At 59.8% G+C, this 20,034-nt stretch carries 19 protein-coding genes and 1 tRNA gene; 19 read left to right on the top strand and 1 reads right to left on the bottom strand.

The annotated features are described in order from the left end of the window. The 19 genes from FJY67_06550 to FJY67_06460 all read left to right on the top strand — a co-directional run. Positions 1–693 (top strand): FAD-binding protein (locus FJY67_06550; protein MBM3329118.1); only part of this gene is annotated, 693 nt, incomplete at its 5' end. Next, complete coding sequence (locus FJY67_06545; protein ID MBM3329117.1) at positions 681–1,493, top strand: FtsQ-type POTRA domain-containing protein; 813 nt, start codon at positions 681–683, stop codon at positions 1,491–1,493. The genes FJY67_06550 and FJY67_06545, both read left to right, overlap by 13 nt. A gap of 55 nt (positions 1,494–1,548) precedes the next feature. After that, positions 1,549–2,802 carry a cell division protein FtsA gene (gene ftsA, locus FJY67_06540; GenBank protein ID MBM3329116.1) on the top strand — a complete coding sequence of 418 codons (1,254 nt, stop codon included), beginning with the start codon at positions 1,549–1,551 and terminating at the stop codon, positions 2,800–2,802. 126 nt (positions 2,803–2,928) lie between these two features. Continuing rightward, on the top strand, positions 2,929–4,131 hold the full coding sequence (gene ftsZ, locus FJY67_06535) for a cell division protein FtsZ (GenBank protein MBM3329115.1): 1,203 nt from the start codon (positions 2,929–2,931) through the stop codon (positions 4,129–4,131). Positions 4,132–4,137: 6 nt separating this feature from the next. Continuing rightward, on the top strand, positions 4,138–4,962 hold the full coding sequence (locus FJY67_06530; protein ID MBM3329114.1) for a class I SAM-dependent methyltransferase: 825 nt from the start codon (positions 4,138–4,140) through the stop codon (positions 4,960–4,962). A 39-nt stretch (positions 4,963–5,001) separates the two neighbouring features. After that, a complete protein-coding gene (locus FJY67_06525) occupies positions 5,002–5,649 on the top strand; it encodes an ATP-binding cassette domain-containing protein (protein ID MBM3329113.1) in 648 nt (215 codons plus the stop codon). Continuing rightward, positions 5,650–6,504 carry a hypothetical protein gene (locus tag FJY67_06520; protein MBM3329112.1) on the top strand — a complete coding sequence of 285 codons (855 nt, stop codon included), beginning with the start codon at positions 5,650–5,652 and terminating at the stop codon, positions 6,502–6,504. It begins immediately after the preceding gene. Beyond that, positions 6,504–7,109 (top strand): thermonuclease, encoded by a 606-nt coding sequence (locus tag FJY67_06515; GenBank protein ID MBM3329111.1) that lies wholly within the window; start codon positions 6,504–6,506, stop codon positions 7,107–7,109. The genes FJY67_06520 and FJY67_06515 overlap by 1 nt, the downstream gene beginning before the upstream one ends. After that, positions 7,106–8,086, top strand: coding sequence for a DMT family transporter (locus tag FJY67_06510; GenBank protein MBM3329110.1), 981 nt, complete (start codon positions 7,106–7,108; stop codon positions 8,084–8,086). Before FJY67_06515 ends, FJY67_06510 begins: the two co-directional genes overlap by 4 nt. A gap of 59 nt (positions 8,087–8,145) precedes the next feature. Further along, positions 8,146–8,385 (top strand): NifU family protein, encoded by a 240-nt coding sequence (locus FJY67_06505; protein MBM3329109.1) that lies wholly within the window; start codon positions 8,146–8,148, stop codon positions 8,383–8,385. 192 nt (positions 8,386–8,577) lie between these two features. Then, positions 8,578–9,834, top strand: coding sequence for a GNAT family N-acetyltransferase (locus tag FJY67_06500; GenBank protein ID MBM3329108.1), 1,257 nt, complete (start codon positions 8,578–8,580; stop codon positions 9,832–9,834). A 41-nt stretch (positions 9,835–9,875) separates the two neighbouring features. Then, positions 9,876–11,090, top strand: coding sequence for a YjgP/YjgQ family permease (locus FJY67_06495; GenBank protein ID MBM3329107.1), 1,215 nt, complete (start codon positions 9,876–9,878; stop codon positions 11,088–11,090). Further along, positions 10,973–12,169, top strand: a complete 1,197-nt coding sequence (locus FJY67_06490) for a YjgP/YjgQ family permease (protein MBM3329106.1) — start codon at positions 10,973–10,975, stop codon at positions 12,167–12,169. Before FJY67_06495 ends, FJY67_06490 begins: the two co-directional genes overlap by 118 nt. A gap of 299 nt (positions 12,170–12,468) precedes the next feature. After that, positions 12,469–13,173 (top strand): hypothetical protein, encoded by a 705-nt coding sequence (locus FJY67_06485; protein ID MBM3329105.1) that lies wholly within the window; start codon positions 12,469–12,471, stop codon positions 13,171–13,173. Positions 13,174–13,224: 51 nt separating this feature from the next. Then, positions 13,225–13,599 carry a sporulation protein gene (locus FJY67_06480; protein ID MBM3329104.1) on the top strand — a complete coding sequence of 125 codons (375 nt, stop codon included), beginning with the start codon at positions 13,225–13,227 and terminating at the stop codon, positions 13,597–13,599. 12 nt (positions 13,600–13,611) lie between these two features. After that, entirely contained in the window at positions 13,612–14,397 is a 786-nt protein-coding gene (locus FJY67_06475; GenBank protein MBM3329103.1) for a J domain-containing protein, read from the top strand. Positions 14,398–14,453: 56 nt separating this feature from the next. Then, on the top strand, positions 14,454–18,206 hold the full coding sequence (locus FJY67_06470; protein ID MBM3329102.1) for a hypothetical protein: 3,753 nt from the start codon (positions 14,454–14,456) through the stop codon (positions 18,204–18,206). A 46-nt stretch (positions 18,207–18,252) separates the two neighbouring features. Further along, entirely contained in the window at positions 18,253–18,492 is a 240-nt protein-coding gene (locus tag FJY67_06465; protein MBM3329101.1) for a hypothetical protein, read from the top strand. Positions 18,493–18,615: 123 nt separating this feature from the next. After that, positions 18,616–18,701, top strand: a tRNA-Leu gene (locus tag FJY67_06460). A gap of 73 nt (positions 18,702–18,774) precedes the next feature. Here FJY67_06460 and FJY67_06455 read toward each other — a convergent pair. After that, positions 18,775–20,034: hypothetical protein (locus FJY67_06455; protein MBM3329100.1), on the bottom strand; the 1,260-nt coding region annotated here is incomplete at its 5' end.

Genomic DNA, 20,034 nt, shown 5'->3' with positions numbered 1-20,034 from the left:
GTTGCCGATTTATCGGACGTTGCGCGAGACATTGTGGTCAGGGGCGACGAACTTGTCGCCGGCGGAGGTGCCTGGCTGGGGGATGTCGTCCGGCTGGCTGCGGAAGAGGGGCTGGGGGGGATGGAGAAACTGGCCGGCATCCCCGGCGGTGTCGGCGGGGGCCTTTCGATGAATGCCGGAGCCTTCGGGATGGCCATTTCTGATCACCTGGTAGAGGTCGAAACAGCCACCCCGGATGGCCGGTTGGTAAAGATGAGCAAGAGTGATGTCGGATTTGCCTATCGCTCGGCACCGGGCTTAATGAATAAAGCGGTGGTAACAGCCCGGTTCGTCCTTCCGCGCCGGCGATCGAAGGACGTGCTTAAGGTGGTCGAGGAGACGATAGCCGAGCGGTTCCGCCGCAACACAATGATGCTGCCCTCGGCCGGGAGCGTTTTCAAGAATCCGCCGGGGGGATTCGCTGCACGATTGATCGAGTCGGCCGGCGGAAAGGGCCAGACCGCCGGAGGTGCTGAGGTTTCGCCTTTACACGCCAATTTCATCGTTAACGCTCGCGGCGGGACGACATCGGACATCGTAACGCTCATCCGACGAATCCGCACCATGGTCTATCAAACGCAAGGGGTCGAACTGAAACTGGAACTGCGAACGCTCGGCTTCGCGGCACCGCCCGATGAGGGATTCGACGATTGAACCGCGAGGATAAGCCAACTCTCAGACGTGTCAGGAAAGGAGCGGGTATTCGTCCGGTCAAGGTGGCCCTGATATCTGCCGGGATTGCATTGTCCGGTCTGGCGCTCACCGCCGCCGGACAATTCGTCAACGGCTGGACTCTGAAATTGGGTTGGGACCGGGTTCGAACGGTCGAAGTGCTCGGTGTCGTCCGGCTTGCCGAAGCCGATATCCGACAGGCTGCCGGAGTGCCGTTAGGCGCGTCGCTGATGAACCTTCCACTCGATGCCGTTGCGGCACGGATCGAGAAGGTGCCGGGAGTTGAGAAGGCGCGAGTAGTCCGGCGACCACCGGGCCGCCTCGTCATCAACATTACCGAGCGACGAGCCGTCGCGATGACACTAACGGGATCGGGGCGTTCAGAATCTGGCGGCATAATGCTGATCGACTCGGGCGGAATGCTCTTTCCGCTTGCCGGAATAGGCGAGAAGGTCGATCTGCCGCTCATTACCGCAGATGTCCCAATCGGGACGCCGGGGGCAGCCCCGAAGTATAGGAAATTACTGAATCTTATCCTGCGGCTTGAGCGAGACTTTCCCGCGCTTTACCGGCATCTCGGGGAAGCCGCTGTCGTCAAGGGGCGGATCGAACTGCGGCTACGCGAGGGCGGCGCACTCGTAAAGGCGCTCGACCCGGAGGATGACGTTACGCTCACCAAGTTGGAGCAGTTCCTGGACCAGAAGGGGCGGGACCTCTCCATTAAATCGCAATACATCGACCTGCGCCACCCCGGACTGGTCGTTACCGGAACCGACGGGTGAGGGCGGTCTTGTCAGCGCAAGACGCTCCCCTGGGTTCCCCACCTGAGAGGCAATAATGGCGACTGCGAAAACACTGGTTGGCATCGACCTCGGCACGACAAAGATAACCGCGATTATCGCCGAGGTCGAAGACGACGGCGAAATCGAAATCGTCGGCGTTGGAACCGTGCCTTCGACCGGCATCAAGCGGGGGGTAATCGTCGGAATGGAGAAGGCGATAGACTCCGTGCAGGACGCCGTAGAAGAAGCCGAGCATATGGCCGGCGTCAAGGTGCGCGAAGCCTTTGTGACAGTTGCCAGCGACCAGATTCGGTCGCTCAACAGCCGGGGCATAGTGGCCGTTGCACGTGGAAAGAACAACCCTCGCGACACTGTCGTCTCCGACGAAGACATCGCCCGGGTCCTCGACAAAGCCCGGGAAGTGGCGCTTCCAACCGATCGGGAAATACTCCATGTGATGCCGCAAGGCTTCACTATCGACGATCAATCGGAGATCCCCAACCCGATCGGCATCAGCGGTCGGCGTCTCGAAGCCGACGTCCACATCATCACCGGGCTGGTGACGACGACACAGAACATACAGCGAGTCATCCGCAATGCCGGCATAAGCCTGAGAAAACTGATCCTGCAGCCGCTGGCTTCGAGTTTCGCAGTTCTGACGCCCGACGAGATGGAGATCGGGGCGTTGATGATCGAACTCGGCGGCGGGACGACCGACATCACGGTCTATATGAATGGGTCGCTCCAGCACACCTCGATCATCCCGCTTGGCGGCATCAATGTCACCCGCGATATCGCCCAGGTGTTGGGAGTCTCACCCGATATGGCCGAGCGGCTGAAGATCGATCATGCGGCGGTTACTCCACCGGTCGGAGTTTCGGAGCGGTTCACCATCGAGGGCGATGGCGACTTTGGCGGACGGCTCGTCGATCCCATCGAGTTGAACGCTGTGGTCAGAGCGCGCCTGGAGGAAATCCTGCGCCTGGTGCAAGTCCAGTTGAAGAGAGTCGAATGCGCTGACCTGATCTCGGCGGGGATCATCCTGACCGGAGGCGGAGCAATGATGAGCGGCATCAAAGGCCTGGCTGAGGAGATTTTCCTGCGGCCGGTCCGGATCGGGCATCCGCGCAACATCTACGGGCTGGTGGACACAGTTCACAATCCCGCCTTTGCCACCGCGGTAGGCCTCATCAGTTTCGCACTGCACGACCCCGAGGAGGCTACCTTCTCGCCGCGCCGTCAAAGGCCGCGAGCGACGACAGGGCTCTGGAGTTCGGTCCGGTCGGCTTTTGAGACGCTGCTTACATAGTCGCTGCACCCTCAGAGGATCAAGCGTTTCGACGCCAGGTGAGAACAGCAGGAGGCTTGGGCAAAAGCTGCGGAGCCTCCAAATCCACGAATTTCAAAAAATAACATATCCCTACAGGGAGAGCGAATGATCACTCCACTTACCATCAAGTTCGCAGACGAGCCGGTCGTCAACGCCCGGATGAAGGTGGTCGGGGTCGGCGGTGCCGGCGGGAACGCTGTGGACCGGATGATCCTGTCCGGTATGAAGGGGGTCGAGTTCATCACCATCAACACCGACGCCCAGGCGCTCGACCGCAACCTCGCCCCGCGCAAGGTGCAGATTGGCAAACTACTGACGCGCGGTCTGGGCGCGGGAGCCAATCCCGAGGTTGGGAAGAAGGCAGCCGTGGATGATACCGAGTTCCTGCGAGAAGTGCTCGCCGAGACCGACCTCGTCTTCATCACCGCCGGGATGGGCGGCGGCACCGGCACTGGGGCAGCGCCGCACATCGCGCAACTTGCGCGGGACGCCGGAGCACTGACGGTCGCCATCGTTACCAAGCCGTTCATCTTCGAGGGTCGTCGCCGGATGATCTACGCTGACACTGGCATCAAGGAATTGCGCGGCAACTGCGACACACTGGTCGTGATCCCGAACCAGCGACTCCTCTCCGTCGTCGAGGTGAAGACGACGCTTCTGAAGGCGTTCGAGAAAGCCGACTCCGTCCTGACCGATGCGACGCGCGGCATCACCGACCTGATCACAAATTCAGGCATCATCAATCTCGACTTCGCAGACGTCCGGACGGTGATGCAGTGCGGCGGTGATGCAATGATGGGGATCGGCATTGCGGTGGGTGAACAGCGCGGTGAAATGGCGGCTCGAGCGGCGATATCGTCGCCGCTGCTCGAGGATGTCTCGATTGCGGGCGCCAAGGGGGTGCTGGTCAACGTTACCGGATCGTCGGAGATGACCCTCCACGAAGTGAACGAAGCGATGACGGTGATTAATGAAGCCGCCGGCGATGAAGCCAACGTCATATTCGGCGCCGTCATCGACGACAACTCGGGCGAGGAGATCCGGGTGACGGTCATCGCAACCGGCTTCACTGGCGGGCGGGTTCCCCCGGTCGTAACGGTGCTGCCTGAAGCGACCGCCGACTTTCGTTCCGCCCGCACCCAGCGCACGGAAATGGACAAGCCGGCGATCATCCGCCGCGATCCGGTGATCGAGCCGCCGAGAGTCGTTCCGCCCTCGCGCATCCGGCTTGAGGTTGACCTTGACGGTGAGCCGCCTGCGGACTTCGACGTACCGGCTTTTATGCGGATGAATGGGCACAGCCGGTAAATCGCATTGCAGTTATGGAGATCGAAAGGGGAGGCTGTAGAGGCCGGCAATCCAGCACCGCCGGGTCTTGAGCAGCCTCCCTACACCGCATTGGCGGCGCTCTACGACGACCTGATGGCGCATGTCGATTATTCGCGCTGGTCGCGCTTTGCGCTCGATCTGCTAACGACCCATGGACTGGCTCCACCCGATGCCGATCCGCCGCCGATCCTGCTCGACTGCGGTTGCGGCACAGGGACGACGGCGTTGCTGCTGGCTCTCTATGGCTACCGAGTCGAAGCCTTCGACCGCTCCCCGGGAATGATCGAGCGAGCCCGTGCCAAGTCCGTCGGGATGCAGAACGCGCCCCAATTCTCGGTTGGCACGTTCGAGTCGCTCGACACCCGCAACCACTATGACTCCCTCCTTTGCCTCTATGACTCGATCAACTACCTGCTGACTGAAGACGCCTTCAGCAATTTCATTGCCGCCGCGGCGAATGCGCTTCGACCGGGTGGGCTTTTCCTGTTTGACATCTGCACCGAATCGAATTCTCGCATTCACTTCACCGACCGCAGCGAGCGCGGTCGCAGCAGCGATCTATCTTACATTAGATGGATGCATTACGACGCGAAGCAGCGACTTCAAGAGAATATCTTTGAGATCACCCTGCCGGGGGGAGGCGAACCGCTTCTGGAACGTCATATCCAACGTATCTACCCGGTCGGAACAGTGCGCGCACTGCTGGGCCGTAGTCCGCTGACAATTGTCGAGGAGACCGATGAGTTTCGTCGTCGTCCGCCATCCTCAGGATCGCTTCGGGTGCATTTCCTCTGCAGGAAGGTGGCATAATTATCAGGAGGGCGGGAGTTATCCCGCCCTTTATATTAAATGCTTAAGTTACTAAATGTTACATATCGTTATGCCGGAGGACATGGCGTAAGCGGCGTTTCGTTCGACCTTGCGCGCGGTGAGTTTGCGCTGCTGACCGGGCGCACCGGTGCCGGCAAGACGACGCTGCTCAAATTGATTTCGCTCGAACTTGCCGCCGATGCTGGGGAAATCACGCTCGAGCGGTTTCGTTCGAGTGGACTTCCCGATCGTCTGAAACCGCAGTGGCGCCGCCGGCTTGGGATCGTGCATCAGGATTTGCATCTCCTCGACGACCGGTCAACCCTTGAAAATGTCATCCTTGCGGCGCGTTGCGAGACGTCGCTTAATCACTCCCGCGGGCGGGCCGTCCGGGCTCTAAATCGGGTCGGCCTGGCGCAGAAACTGAACGCCCGTCCGTCGCACCTTTCGACCGGTGAACGCCAACGCGCCGCTATCGCACGCGCGCTCGTCAACGACCCATTTCTCCTGCTCGCAGATGAGCCGGTAAGCAACCTTGATGCGGAGACCTCGGCGGAGATCGTCGAGCATCTGGCTCGAGTTAGTCGCAACGGCACGGCCGTGTTGGTGGCAACCCACCAACCGGAGCGGTTCGAACACCTTCGGCCGGTAGTTCTTAAAATGGATCATGGCCATCTGGAGCGCTGAGTGATCCTCTTTGCCCTGCGGGAAGGCTGGCGGTCATTTCGGAGTCTGGGGCTGCTCGGACTGCTTACGCTTGCGGTACTTACAATGACGCTTGCGCTAACCGGGTTGGTCGGGTCGGGGTATTTGTTGCTCCACGATTGGAGTCGGGGACTGCTGGGCCGTTTCGAGGTCGAAGCCTTCTTCCATACCGAAGTCGATAGCGCTGCCATCGCCGAAGTCGGTCAGGCGGCTCTCCAACATCCCTATATTCGCTCTGCAACTTACATTTCAAAGGATCAGGCCGCCCGGCGGTTCGCTGCCGATTTCGGATCCAATGTCTTTGAAGTGTTGGGGACGAATCCGCTTCCGGCATCGCTTATCGTTAGTCTTCGGGAAGATGCTGACCCGCGAACGGCATGGAAGTCGGCATCTACGTTCCTGGAATCGTCGCCCGGAGTGGAGCGGGTGATATACGACGGGGAATTACTTGCGCAACTTGATTCGTTCAATCGCCGGGCCGGTAGGGTTGTGACGATGGTCGTCGGCGCGGCGTTACTCTTGTCGGTAACCCTGTCGGTGATGACCGTTACCAGTGCGATCCGGGCGCGGTCGGAGTTTCTCAGGGTGGTGTTGCTCTCCGGAGGAACACCCTGGCTTGCACGCGGGCCGTTTGCGGCGTTGGGTGCCTATTACGGGTTACTCTCCGGGATTGCCGCAGGGCTTTCGCTGCAAGGGCTGCTCTGGTTCATTCGACTCTCATTTGCAATTCCCATGGTGAGCGGCTGGAAATCAACCACCGCACTGGCCGCAGCCGGACTGGCGATCGGGACGATCGCGGCAGCCACGGCGGCCGGCAGGGCGATTCGAGAGGTCTGATGAATCCCAAACGTAAGTTGCTCGTAAAGAAAGCCAAGGGCGACCGTCCGGCTGGATCGCGTCCCGTCGTTGGGAAACTTAGCACCAATGCTCTCAGCCTCATTGTTGGAGCGATTCTTGGTGCCGGGACGTCATTCTATCTTGGACCGGGGGAGAGGAGTTCGACAGCAGGAACTGTGCGGAGCGGCCCCTGGCCGGTGAAGCGGGTCATCGACGGCGACACCGTTGTCCTGCAAATTGAAGGTCGTGAGGAGACCGTCCGGTTGATCGGTGTAGATACGCCGGAAACGGTCAAGCCGGGAACTCCGATGGAGCCATATGGCCCGGAGGCGAACCGGTTCACGAAGAACCTCCTATCCGGCGAGGAGGTCTTACTCGAGTATGAACGCAACGGCAAGGCAGGGAAGGATCGCTTCGGGCGGACTCTGGCCTATATTTATCGCTCCCCGGACGGGCTGTTCGTTAACTCTGAAATCATCCGGCAGGGCTACGGCCGGCTCTATCGCAAGGAGAAATCGAGATTGCATCGCGAGTTTGAGATGTCCGAGCGCGCGGCTCGCAGGGCCGGTCGGGGGATGTGGGGAATCGGCCTGGACGGCAGGTGAGCCGGGCGGCGGGCGAATCGATTCCACATACCCCTACCGGTTGGATCGTCTTCCTCCTGCTGGTGGTGATGGTCTTTTGGGGCGGGTCGTTCATCGCCATCAAGGTAGGTCTGCGCCATTTAGGCCCTATGGAGTTGGTCGCGGCGCGGTTTATACCATCGGCGTTGATGCTGCTTCCCATAGCCTTTCTGGCGCGAAGGAAGTCCAGCCGGAACGGTTTCTGGCAGCACCTTAGCCGCCAGGACCGGTGGCTGACTATACTCTGCTCCTTCCTCGCCGTGCCGGGCTACCATATCTGCCTCAACTACGGCGAGACGCTAATCCCCGCCGGATGGGCGAGTCTGGTCATATCCCTCAATCCGGCTTGTATAGCGATATGGGCAGCGCTGCTCCTGAAAGAGCATATTCCGGGACGGCGGATTGTCGGGTTGGCGGTCGCATTTGCCGGGCTGTTGGTGATTGCGCTGACCGGCCAGGCGCTCGCCGACGACCGAAGCGAGATTCCGCTCGGGGTAAAGGCCTTTGGCCTTTTTGTAACGCTCGGCGCAGTCATAGGCTGGGGCGGGTTCACGGTAATCTCGAAACGGCTCATCACCGGGCGCAGCCCGATCGAAGGGCTCACCTGGTTCATCGGGCTCGGATCTCTCTGGACGCTGCCATTTGTGTCATTGGACTTTATAAGGCTATGGCTTGACGCCCCGGCGGAACTTTGGTGGGCTATTCTGTTCCTCTCAGCCGGCTGCACGGTGATCAGTTTCATCATCTGGTTCTGGGTGCTGTCGCACTGGCCGGCTTCTCGAGCCGGATTGTTCATTTATGCCGTGCCGGTACTGGCACTGGTGATGGGATGGGGGCTGTTGGGGGAGTCGCTCTCACCGGGAGTTGTGTTAGGTGCGGTCGTGGTCATCGGGGGAGTTTTGTTGGCGATGCGGGAGATGCCGCCGGCGAGCCAACTTCCTCCGCCGGAAGGAGTATAACTTACATGTGTGGAGTTAGCTCCCCATACGTGTGATGTTTCAACTGAAAGGACCTCCCGATGGAGGTAGATCGTCGTTCTGTCGAGATAGCGCTCGACCAATTGCGCCCTTCGTTCTATATGGAAGGCGGGGACATTCGCCTGCTTGAAATCCACCCCGGAGGAGTTGTTGAGGTCGCCCTCAGCGGCGCCTGTCACGGCTGCGGGATGTCGCTTATGCACATCAAGATGGGCGTAGAGCAGTATCTGCGTCAAATGGTGCCGGGAGTCACCGAGGTGATCACGCCCGACTTCAACTGACGGACTGACCTTGCGGTCGTAGCGGCTGCTTTAGACTATCGCGGAAACGCCGGATTCGTCCGGCGTTTTTGTTATATTGTCTGGGGATGATTGCAAGTTCCTGGGGGGCGGTTCGCGACCCGCATGTAAAGGATTGCAGGTGCGGGACGAGTCCTGCTGTCAGTGAAGTGAGTTCTCACATGGAATCTGCCGATGCCGACCATACCGGCCGAATTGAACATCCGACGGGCGCGGGATGCCGACCTTGCTGAATTGGCCCGCCTTCACTTTGCCAGTTTCCCGGCTATAGAGGGGACGCTCGAAGAGCGCGCTGCCCGCATCCGAGACAATGAACTACTGCCTCTTGAAGACAACTGGATTTGCGAGCGGCAGGGTCGGGTTATCGGCCTCTTCGGGCTGTATGGCCTAAAGGTCTTCTTTTTCGGCCGGGCGGTCTCGACTGGCGGCATCACCTATGTATCGGTGGCACCGGAAGCACGCCGCCAGCGCATCGCTCACTGGATGATGGTGAAGGCAATGCAGATAATGGAACACAATCGCACGCCGCTTTCCATCTTGCATCCGTTCGACCACGGATTCTACAGACGGCTCGGCTGGGGTCCAGTCGGGCATGTGCGCAACTACCGTTTTCGGCCCGGTGCGCTGCCGGCTTTTCCCGAGCGCATGGCGGTCGCACCGGTGCGGACCGAAGTTGAGCGGGAAGCCGTGATGGCTTGTTACCGGGATTTTGCGATGCGCCATAATGGACTCCTGCAACGGCCTGAACAACACTGGCAGGAAGTTGTTTTCACACGGCGGCTTGTCTTTGGCTGGTATGCCAACGACGGCACTGTCGAGGGGTATTTGACGCTGACCTATGAACCGCTCCCGGCGGGCATCAGTCTCACCGGTGTCGATGTGCGGGTGGTGGACTTCGTCTGGACGTCGGCGAGGTCATTGCGCGGCTTGATCGGCTTTCTTGCCGCGCAGTCCGATCAGGCACGGGCTGTTGTCTTCGCCGATCAGGCGAACCTGCCGCTGGACGATCTGCAAGCAAGTCCCATCATGGAAGGCGGCCGGCAGACCTGGCATGGCGGCGCCGAAACCGCCGTTGCCGGATCGACCCTGATGGGACGGATCGTCAACCTTAAGCAGGCTTTGCTGACAACGGGAGCGCCCGAGGGCTCCGAAGGCAGATTCAACCTCTTGATTAAGGACGAGTTCTGTCCTTCCAACGCAGACTTGCTTGCAGTGTCGTGCTCGGGCGGTAAGATCGAATTCCCGAAGACACCAGCCACCGTGCCGGTGCTGAAGGCCGACATTGCGACACTGTCGAGCCTCTTCTGGGGGGCGCTGGAACTTCGCGGCGCCCTCGATCTTGGAATGGCGGAAGTGGATGGCGATGGCGACCGGTCTATAGTGGAACAATTCTTCGCCCGACCGAAGCCGATCAATTACGATTATTTCTGATGTGATTCGTTGCCTGATGATATTTCGGTAGGTAAGCGCTCATAGTGATACTCGATCGCTACATTCTGCGCAAACTGATCGGGCCGTTTTTCTACGGTCTGGCGCTGATCGTCTTCATTTTTGTGATGAACCTCTTCTTCCAGATGCTCGGGAAGATTGCCGGGAAGGGGATTCCGGTGATGGTGGTCGTCGAGTATTTCGCGCTCAATCTGGCCTGGATATTGGCGCTGGCGTTTCCGATGGCGGTGCTGGTTGCGTCGCTTGCCGGATTCGGCGGGCTTTCTGCGGCAGGTGAGATCACCGCGCTTCGAGCTGCCGGTGTCTCGCCCACCCGTTTGCTCATTCCCTCGCTGATCGCCGGGCTGGTTCTGACGGCTTGGGTCGGATGGTTCAACAACAACCTTCTGCCCGAGATGAACCACCGGACGAAGTTGTTGATGATCGACATTTCGCGCAAGAGGCCGTCGCTTTCGATTGAGCCGGGCATTTATAACTTCGGGATGCCGAACTATGTCCTTCTGGCACAGCAGGTCGATCCCGCCGGCGGGGGGTTGGGCAATGTTACTATCTACGATGAGCGGAGCGGGCCGGGACAACGGACGGTCATCGCAGCCCATCGGGGGAGGCTGACTTTCGATCCCGGTGCCGAGGTGGTCGCCTTGACGCTTTGGGACGGGGAGATTCAACGGCCCTCCGACCGCGAACCGGGAGGTTATGAGCAGACGCTGTTCGACAGTGCGCTGTTCCGGGTGCCGGCTCCGGGGATGGTGCTGAAGCGAGGTGAATCGGGCTTCCGGGGCGACCGTGAACTGTCGGCCGGCGAGATGTTGAAGCGTATCGGGGAACTGCGCGCCAGCCCCGGGATCGACTATGACCGCCGTCGGGAAGCCGCTTATCTGGTCGAAATCCACAAGAAGTTCTCGATCCCTGCGGCCTGCCTCGTATTCGTGATGTTAGGGGTGCCGCTTGGAATACTGGCGCATAAGGGCGGGATCGGTGTCGCGGGCGGGTTGTCGCTGCTCTTCTTTACGATCTACTGGGCGCTATTGGGCGCCGGTGAAGATCTTGCCGACCGGTTGCTGGTCTCACCGGCGATTGCGATGTGGACTCCCAATGCAGTGCTCGGGATCGTCGGCGTATGGCTCTGGAGGTATTCGCGGCGGCATACTGCACTGCCCGGCGTCCGTTGGCTGGCCAAGCGCTTTGCCCGGCTCTTTCGACGGGAGGAATCGACGCCGCTTGCGGAAGGCGAATGAAGATCGTCGATCTCTATATAGGAAGCCGGTTCATACTCCGCCTGGTGCAGGCGCTCATAGCCGGACTGGTCGTATTCATAGCCGTTGACAACGTCGAAAACCTCGACAAGTTCATCGACAGCGGCGTACCGCTGGCTCGGGTCGGCTGGTATTACCTCCTCTATGTGCCTTACATCCTCAATCTGGTCCTGCCGGTGGCGACGCTGTTGGCGACGCTCTTCACCATCGGCGGACTAGCCTCTTCTAATGAGTTGACGGCGCTCCGAGCCGGCGGCATTCCGTTTGGGCGGTTGCTCGTCGTCCTGGTGCTGCTTTCGCTCGGTTCTGCAATAGGGAGTTTCCTATTTGGCGAAGCGGTCGTGCCCGCTGCCAATCGCGAGCGGATGGACATTTATCGCTACGAGGTGCGGCGCATACCGCGGGAGACGCGGTCCAACCTGGGACGGCTTTACTTTCAGTTCGACCGGGGGCGGCAGTTCTACATCGACCGGTATCAACCGGCTACCCGCGAAGCCTACGGCGTCGAACTGGTCGAGAGCGACAGCGGACGGATCACCAGACGACTGCTCGCTGAGAAGATGGTCTGGAGGAGCGGGCGGTGGTGGCTTGAGGATGGTCGGGAGCGGCAGTTTCAGAGCGAAGGTATGATGCCGGTGAGAATGGTAAACGACACGACCCTCATCCTTCCCGGTCTCGATCCGGAAGAACTAAGCCGGGTGCAGACCGCGCCGGAAGAACTAAATTATCGGGAATTGAAGGAGTTCATTGCGAGGCTGAAGCAGTCGGGAGGCGTCATTCAGAAGTGGGAGGTGGACCGTCATTCCAAGGTGGCACTGCCCGCCGCTGCCGTGATCATTGTCCTCTTCGGGGCGCCGATTGCCGCAATGCCAAGACGCCGCAGCGGCGTAGCAATCGGCTTTGGACTGGCACTTTTCATATGCTTCATTTACTACGGTTTAATCCAGACCGGCCGGGTGCTCGGCTATGGCGGGACGCTGCCACCGATGATTTCCGCCTGGGCCGGCAATGTTCTATTCGGAATACTGGGGATCGGAGTCCTATTCTTCAAGTCGCGGTAGATTTAGGAAATGGGTGCGGCAGGTTTGCAGTGTGGTTTGGAGGTTGTATATTTCTTTGATTACATCCGATGATGTGTGATGCAGGATGAACCTCTTAGGCTGGCCGGGTGTGCCATCCCTGATTGACAAGCAGAATCACCTTTCGGCGATTCGCCCCGGCGAGTAATGATGGTAGCATCAAATGGCAGCATCAGTAGGACGGACATTCTTGTCCGTCCTAAGGGCAGGCAGGAATGCCCGCCCTACTGGAGAATACCATAATTATATGCACCCATTAATAATTAGATAGAGTGCCAGATATGAGTTCCACAGCGGATTTGGTTAACCTGACACCCGCCGAGATGCGAGCGCTTGACAGGTCTGCTCTGGTCGGGACGCTCGGAGCAGGAATCACCCACGCCTTCAACAACACGCTCGCGGCTTTGATGGGGCAGATCGAACTGATGCTGCTCGAACTCGACCCGCTCTCTGATGACATCAAGTTGAAAAGCCTCCTGCAGTCGTGCCAGACTGCGAGCGATATGTTGCGCGGCTTTCAGGATTCGATCAAGGGAATGGAGATAGCCGTGCCGGTGGAAGCCGGGCGTATTATCAAAGCACTGGCAGCGTCGCTGGAGCGCATTCACCGCCGCGACAACATCTCCATAGAGATCGAGAGCGCACCGTCGTCGGCGGTTCAAGCCGGAGGGGAGTTCTGCCAGTCGCTTTTTCATCTACTACGCTACAGTTGTGAGACTCTCCAGTCGAGCGGCGCGAGCAGCCGGGTAATCAAGATAGCAGGGTCGAACGACAAGGCTTTCGGGCTGCATGTTAGCCTTTCGACAGAGCCGGTGCTGCCCGCTTTGCCGTCGGGGTATATGCCGGGCGAAGCCAGGTTCGGCGAACCGGCCTTTCATCTTAGGATGGCCAGTCTCATAGCAGACGATCTCGGACGTCGTGGCCTTAGAGCCGGCTGGTCGCAGTCCCCCAACGGGAGGCTGACCCTCGACTGGCCGCTGCTGTAGCCAAACGGCAAACAGTTCAGTTTCGTTATCCTTACGATAGGAGTTCACTCGATGACCAATGCGCAAGAGATCATCGATACCATTCTGAGCCGCCTGAAAGGGCTTGCTTCGACAGAGACCGTTGTAGGCCAGCCGGTAACGGTAGGCAATGTGACGTTGCTTCCGGTGATCAAGGTCTCTATCGGCTTTGCGGCCGGGTCGGGAGAAGGCAGCGGCGGAGACGAGAAAAGAGGGCAGGGTAGCGGCGGGGGTGGCGGCGGAGGAGGGGGCGCGAGTGTTCAGCCGGTCGGGTTTCTTGCTTACGACGGCGAGCAGATCCGATACATTCCGGTTGGCAAGGGAAAACTCGACGCGCTCCTCGACACCGTGCCGGAGATCCTGCAGAAGTTGGGGATCGCGAAGGGGAAGGACGAGAAGAAGGAGTAGGTTCGACTCCCGATGTCACGCCATCCAGACCCATATGCCGTTCTGGGGCTGGCGCCGTCCGCAGACCTGAAGGAGGTGCGCGCTGCCTTTCGCCGTCTGGCGCGTATCCATCATCCCGATGCCAATCCGGGAGACGCCAGAGCGGATGCACTCTTCCGGCGGGCGCGTGAAGCCTATGAGCAGATCCTCTCGAGTAGCAAGGCACGCCGGAGCGAGGCGGCGCGAGGCAGAGACGTTAAGGTCCGGGTCTTTCTGACGCTCCCCGAAGCCTTCTTAGGCTGTCGCAAGACGCTTCGCTACCCGCAGCGACAGGACGGGGAGGGCTTCCCCGAGCAGACCCGTGAAGTAAGTGTTCAGATTCCTGCGGGCGTGCGCGATGGCAGCAGCTTCCGATATGCGGACGAAGGGCATATGGGACCAGGCGGGGCGGGCAGTCTGGTCGTAATCGCAGTGCTGAAACCGGATCGCTACTTCGAGGTGCGCGGGAACAATCTACACTACAGCCTGTTAGTAGGAATTGACTCCTATGTCGAAGGCGGACAGTCACGGTTGCCACATCCGGGGGGAACGATCTCCATCGACATCCCGCCTCGATTTGTGCCCGGGATGGTGCTGAAACTGGCCGGACGGGGACTCCCGGCTTATGATGGCCACCCGGCCGGGGACCTGTTGGTGAAGTTGGACCTTTGCCTGCCGAAGAAACTCTCGCGGCGGGAGCGCGAGACGTTAAGTCTATTGCTGGAATTGCCCGGTTTTAAAGTGCCGGTCGATGAGCAGGGCTTTCAGCCGCGTGAGTGATTGTCCAAAAGTGCTTAAGAATCGACATTACGGATTAGGAAGGAGAGCGTAATCAGATGAATAGAACACCTCGCCGGAGTGCACTCTGCATTCTGCTCACGGCGATGCTAATGTTGCCGGGAGCCTATGCTCAGGAGCATCGCATCGAATCCGACCACCTCCAGCCGCAATCGGTGCGCATTGCGACCCGCGATCACCGATCCGCTAACTTGAGTCTGCCGGATACGAGCCTCTCTTCCGCTTTATTCCAGACCACCGAGACCATCACGCCGAAATTTGATGCGCCCCGCCGCGATCCCTACGCGGGGCGGTTGCGTTGGTCTTCGGCTCATCAGAACGCGATCACCAGCAATGTGGCGATCTCCGGTGACGGAAACTGGGTCGCTATCGGCAAAACGCTCAACGACCAGGGGCTTGAGGTGCGGAGAGGGACGACCGGGGAACTGATCTATCAGTATCCAACGACGTGGGGGGGTGCGAATGTGGCGATCGACGTCAGCGGCTTTTATGTCGTCTTTGGAGCGATGGACAGTGCGTTTGTCTTTAGAGGTGGAGAACTAATTCGACGCATTAGTTTGGGCGGATATGCTGCCGGGCCGGTCGCTATCTTCGGCCATCAGTTTTATGTAACGGGTGAGGATCCCGAAAGGCGGGCAAACCGACTTTGGAAGTTCGAGGTAGGCATCGAACAGCCATTATGGATGGTTGAAGTCCCGCATGAGGAGGCATTTGGATGGTATGGCTTGACTCTGGCTAATACTGTGGTTGCCGCCAACGGCAAGAATCACCTTTACGTGTTCGATTTCCGTACTGGGGAGCGCATCTGGGACGAGCCGACGTTCAATACCGAATCACCTGTAGTACTGTCGGGTGATGGGTCAATTCTGGCGACAGCATCCCTCACCGGACGGCTAAGGGTCTTCGCTCGCGATCCCGATACCGGCTACCGCCTGATGTGGCATTATGCCTTCAGTGGTGCCCAATTCTCTTGGGTAACATGTTGTGCGCTCTCGTTAGACGGGCGACACCTTGCCGCCGGGACGCTCGACTTCTACGAAGACCGCTATAGCGGACGGGTGGCGCTCTTTGAGACCTATGGAGTCGGGAGACCGCTCTGGATCAGCGACGACTTCGGTGACGAAGTGTCGGATGTCAAGTTGAGTGGGAATGGCCGAATCATCGCTGCAACATCATGGGGTGACCTCGACCATCAGCGCCCTGATCTTAAGATCTTCGACCGGTCGGTTTCAGATCCGGAGCCGATTTATCAGTTGACCACCGACGGGTCGTTGGAAGGACTCTCCATAGGGGCGGGCGGAGAGGGCGGACTAAGAGTTGTAGCGGGCGGAAAGGGAACCCACAACCGCGTCTTTGGCCGGGGCGGGCAGGTGCATTCGATAGACTTGAATTTTGCCGGTGCAGTAATTACCGGATTCGTCCGCGATTCGGATGGAAGTCCGCTGCCAGATGCGAACGTCAGGGTATATAGAGTTCCTTTTCATACTCTTAGCACTTTAGAAGGCAGATATCGACTCACTGTCGATGTCGGTGAAGCAATGCAAGTTGCGCTGGAGGCAACGAAGCCCGGCTTTCGACACGGCAGGCGGGAGGTCTGGTTGGAAGTAGGGCGCGAACTCTCGGGAGTCAACTTTGTTCTCGAGCCCGCCGGCCCACCGCCCGAAAACCTCCGGGCCTCGCAAGGCGTCCGCAACAAGGTCATTCTTCAGTGGGTAGCCTACAATCGTGCTCCCGGTGGAGAGGGGAATGGCAGTCCCGTCCGCTCGGCGGTCGGGAGCCTGCCGCCACGTCTGACACCCGATCTATGGGGTGACCGGATTTCCCCGCCGCAACGGGACAATCCCGACGAAGCCGATAGCATCATCGTCTATCGGTCGCACATTTCCGGCGGGCCGTACGTCCGGATCGCCGCGCTGCCGGGCGGAGCGGAACGATTTGAAGACCGCCTGGCGGTTTATCCGCAACGGCGCTACTATTATGCCATCACAGCACTCTTTCGCGATGGCGAGAGCCTCTGGTCGAACGAAGCCGAAGGCTGGCTTGACGACGACTTTATTGAGCGGGACGCGGAACTGCGCCCTATCCGACGTCCCAATCTGGACGGCCGGATCGACGAGGGCGAGTGGGAGGGCGCCGTGGTTCGCGATGTATCCGACGTTTTCGGCTACGACGGCGTCGATACGGCGGGATCAGCCGTCGCTTATCTAGCCTTCGACGACGACACGGACGAACTGCTGGTCGGGATGAAGTATCTCGCGCTGCGGCAACTCGAAGAGCGCTGTGGCATCGGCATCTATGTTGATGACGACGGCAACGGACGGTGGTCTGCCGAACGGCCCGGCTCGGAGGGGAACTTCTGGGGTTACTGGCGCGACGGTGCTCCAGACATGAGGTACCGGTCGCTTTCGCTCGGAGACTACCGTGCCGATCCTTATTACCGCTATGAGAATCCGCCCCTTGCCTTCGGCGACGGACGCGGCCATGTCGAGATCGAGATGGCGATTCCACTCGGGTTCTTCACGCCGCAAGAGGTCGCACTCTACGCGCCCGATTACACCATCGGGCTGGGGCTATTTGCCGTGCATAGAGACCAACAAGGGAATCCGGTTTTCGATGGGTGGTGGCCGCAAGATATGGTCTCGATTGTCACCAACCCGGAGCAGTTCGCGCGGATTCGGATTCCCGCGAGGCTGCTCGTTCCACCGTTAGCGCCGGAGGGAGTTAGCCTTCAGCGAGCCGGGTCATTCCTGCGGCTCCGGTGGGATACGCCGACGGCCGGGCTGGACGGAGGTGCTTTGAGGCAACTTGACGGAATCGCCGTCATGCGCAATGGGGAAGTGATCGGTCGATTCCCGGCGGAAAGTCGCACTCTGACCGACTCGACGGTGATGCCGCTCGGACACTACGAGTATGAGGTCGCCGGATTCGTCCGGCGCAACGGCGTCCCCGAAGCGCGGGCCTGGAGTGTTCCGGTTGAAGATTACGCTGTCCAAAGCCCCGAAGTGACGACCTATGCCTTTGACGACGGCCAACCCGAGCAGATGTTTGTGGTTGACTTTCAAGGCGACCTTAACCGCTTTGCGGTGCGGTTCGAGGTCGATATCGACCGCGACAGCGCGGCATGCTGGTGGTTCGATTTCTATACCGGTGCTGCAACGTCGGTGAAATTCTTTCTTGCGTCGGATGAAGGCGGCTGGCCGTCGGAGCGGCCGCTGGGGCCGGTTATAATAGCGCGGCCCCGGACGGCAAACGAAATGGTGCGGGTCCATTATCCGGGCATAGACCAGGCTGTCTTCCTGACACCGGGAGGTCGTCCGACATCGGTCTGGGGGGTGCTCGAATACCTGCCCGAATCGCCCGGCTCACCGCCGATCGGCGTCGATCATTCAGCGCCCGACCGGTCGCGCAATCTTTACTACACCCGGGCTGCCGGGTGGACCGAATTCCCCAACGGACAGGTGATGATCCGGGCTGCCGTCGGGCCGGCGGCTTACGGCGAAGCGCCGGGCGAAAGGCCGGTCCTCCCCGACCGGTTTGCAGTTCGGGCGGCATTTCCCAACCCGTTCAACAACCGGACGACACTTCCCGTCGATCTGCCCGTCGCATCGCCGATTACAATTGAGTTTTACGACCCGGCGGGGCGGGAGGTCTTTCGTCGGCAGTTCGACTCGCTGCCGCCCGGCCGCCACCATTTGACGCTGGAACCGGATCGCCTCGACGCGGGCCTCTTCATCGTCCGCATAACGACCCGGTTCGGCGAGCGCCGGCAGAGGCTGGTGCTCTTAAAATAGTCAACCCGCATCGACATATAGAGAGAGGCAGGGCATGTCACACGAAATGAGAAAGGGCCTTAGATTAGTGCTCAGCCTGGCACACATCTTAACGCAGAGCGCGCTGATCTGGCACACGGTAGTTTCGATTGGAAGCGGCAGAGCCAAGGAGGCGCAAGGGATACCTTACGGCGAGGCGTCCGAGATGGTGCAACTGGTGATCATGACCGGGGTCTTCTTCATCTACTTCACGCTGATGAAAATGCTCCAGTCGCATCATCGCAGTTCGCGCCAATCCATGCAATAAAGGGGAGTTCGAAGGAGTATGGCAACTTCTGACTGCACTCATCTTTGACATTTGCCTCATTGCCACGGAGCCAGGATCGCGGTCTTGATGAGAGCGTCAGGGAGCGCTATATTAAGGTCTCCCGCCGGAGTGGTGAAATAGGTAGACGCAGCGGACTCAAAATCCGCCGGGGTTCACTCCCCATGCCGGTTCGATTCCGGCCTCCGGCACTTCAGGTAAGCAGAGTTTCGCGTAGGGTTGGATTCCGATCCGACCCTACGAATTATCCCTCCTCACCATTACCTACCGTTTGAACCACTTCTCAATCTCCCGTAACGGAAGGACGTGATAGATCGGCCGGCCATGTGGACAGAATTCTGGATCCTCAGTCTGGAAGAGGTCGTCTATCAAGCGGCGGCGCTGCTCCGGCTCGAGCGGTGTGTTGGCTTTCACTGCGCCCCGACAGGCGAAGGCTGCCGCGAGTCGCTGACGCGGGTCGGCGTTCGATGTCCGGCCCTCAACCATTTCATCCACAATGCCGATCAGAATCGCTCGCTCGCTTGTGATATTTACTCCTGCCGGAACGGCCAAAATGCGAAACTCCCGCGGTCCGAACGGCTCGACCTCAAACCCCATCGCCCTAAGGAGCGGTAAGAGTTCCTCAACGAAAGGGGCTTGTTCGACCGCCACCGTAAACGACGACGGGAAGAGGAGTTGCTGGCTGGTCCAGGGCATTCGTTCAAGAGCGGCGAGGGCGCGCTCGTAAAGCACCCGCTCGTGCGCCACATGTTGATCGATGAAGACGAGGCCGGTCGTCAGCGGCGAGACGAGGTAGGTGTCGAAGATCTGGAAGATGACCGGACCCTCGCCAGGACGCGGTTCGGGTGTGGATATATCACCCGCCGGGGCAGGCTCGGGATGTGAACTGGAAAGGAGCGCTTCGCCTACCGGCCCGTCGGGGCGGTCGTTGTGCGGGAAGGGCAGCGGATCTCGCCGCGGCGCAAGGTGCTGGCGCGGGATTGAGGTGAAGGGAGTCAAATGCGCCGGTGCCGGAACCGGGATACGTTCCGATGATGTTGCGGATGGTGTTGACAGGCTTGGCGCAGGATGTGCGGCAGTGTAGTCCCGGCGTCCTGCTTCTCCCCTTCTTCGCGGTCCATCTTTGACATCGGAACGGGTTATGGAGCCGTCATCTGTTATTATATTTGCATTATCCGGCACCAGCGCGGCACCCACTGCTCGCCGGACGGCACTCCAAAGCGCCCCAAAGACGCCGTTCTCGTCGGCGAACTTCACTTCCTTCTTGGCGGGATGCACGTTGATGTCGAACCGATCGGGCGGTGCCGCGATATCGACCATATAGACCGGCGAACCGCCGCTGGTGTAGTAAGGCTCGACGCCGTTCAGAACGGCTCGCGCCAGGCGCGCCGAAACGACCGGGCGCCGGTTGACAAAGAGGAATTGATCGGCGGAGCGCGACGCCATTGGGCGGGATGTGATGAAGCCGCGGATGCGAAAGTTCCCTGACTCGTGATCGATCCGGACGGCTTCCTCAGCCACATC

The organism is Calditrichota bacterium, from assembly GCA_016867835.1.
GTDB lineage: Bacteria > Electryoneota > AABM5-125-24 > Hatepunaeales > Hatepunaeaceae > VGIQ01.
The sequence above is the reverse complement of the archived record's forward strand: the minus strand, read 5'-3'. Positions and strand labels throughout refer to the sequence as shown.

Excerpts from the sequence above, each read along its gene's own strand:
- FJY67_06475 (MBM3329103.1), top strand. The coding sequence starts at position 13,612 with ATGTCACGCCATCCAGACCCATATGCCGTTCTGGGGCTGGCGCCGTCC.
- FJY67_06525 (MBM3329113.1), top strand. The coding sequence starts at position 5,002 with ATGCTTAAGTTACTAAATGTTACATATCGTTATGCCGGAGGACATGGC.
- FJY67_06490 (MBM3329106.1), top strand. The coding sequence starts at position 10,973 with ATGGCTCTGGAGGTATTCGCGGCGGCATACTGCACTGCCCGGCGTCCG.
- FJY67_06500 (MBM3329108.1), top strand. The coding sequence starts at position 8,578 with ATGCCGACCATACCGGCCGAATTGAACATCCGACGGGCGCGGGATGCC.
- FJY67_06515 (MBM3329111.1), top strand. The coding sequence starts at position 6,504 with ATGAATCCCAAACGTAAGTTGCTCGTAAAGAAAGCCAAGGGCGACCGT.
- FJY67_06485 (MBM3329105.1), top strand. The coding sequence starts at position 12,469 with ATGAGTTCCACAGCGGATTTGGTTAACCTGACACCCGCCGAGATGCGA.
- FJY67_06480 (MBM3329104.1), top strand. The coding sequence starts at position 13,225 with ATGACCAATGCGCAAGAGATCATCGATACCATTCTGAGCCGCCTGAAA.
- ftsZ (MBM3329115.1), top strand. The coding sequence starts at position 2,929 with ATGATCACTCCACTTACCATCAAGTTCGCAGACGAGCCGGTCGTCAAC.
- FJY67_06465 (MBM3329101.1), top strand. The coding sequence starts at position 18,253 with ATGAGAAAGGGCCTTAGATTAGTGCTCAGCCTGGCACACATCTTAACG.
- FJY67_06470 (MBM3329102.1), top strand. The coding sequence starts at position 14,454 with ATGAATAGAACACCTCGCCGGAGTGCACTCTGCATTCTGCTCACGGCG.
- FJY67_06505 (MBM3329109.1), top strand. The coding sequence starts at position 8,146 with ATGGAGGTAGATCGTCGTTCTGTCGAGATAGCGCTCGACCAATTGCGC.
- ftsA (MBM3329116.1), top strand. The coding sequence starts at position 1,549 with ATGGCGACTGCGAAAACACTGGTTGGCATCGACCTCGGCACGACAAAG.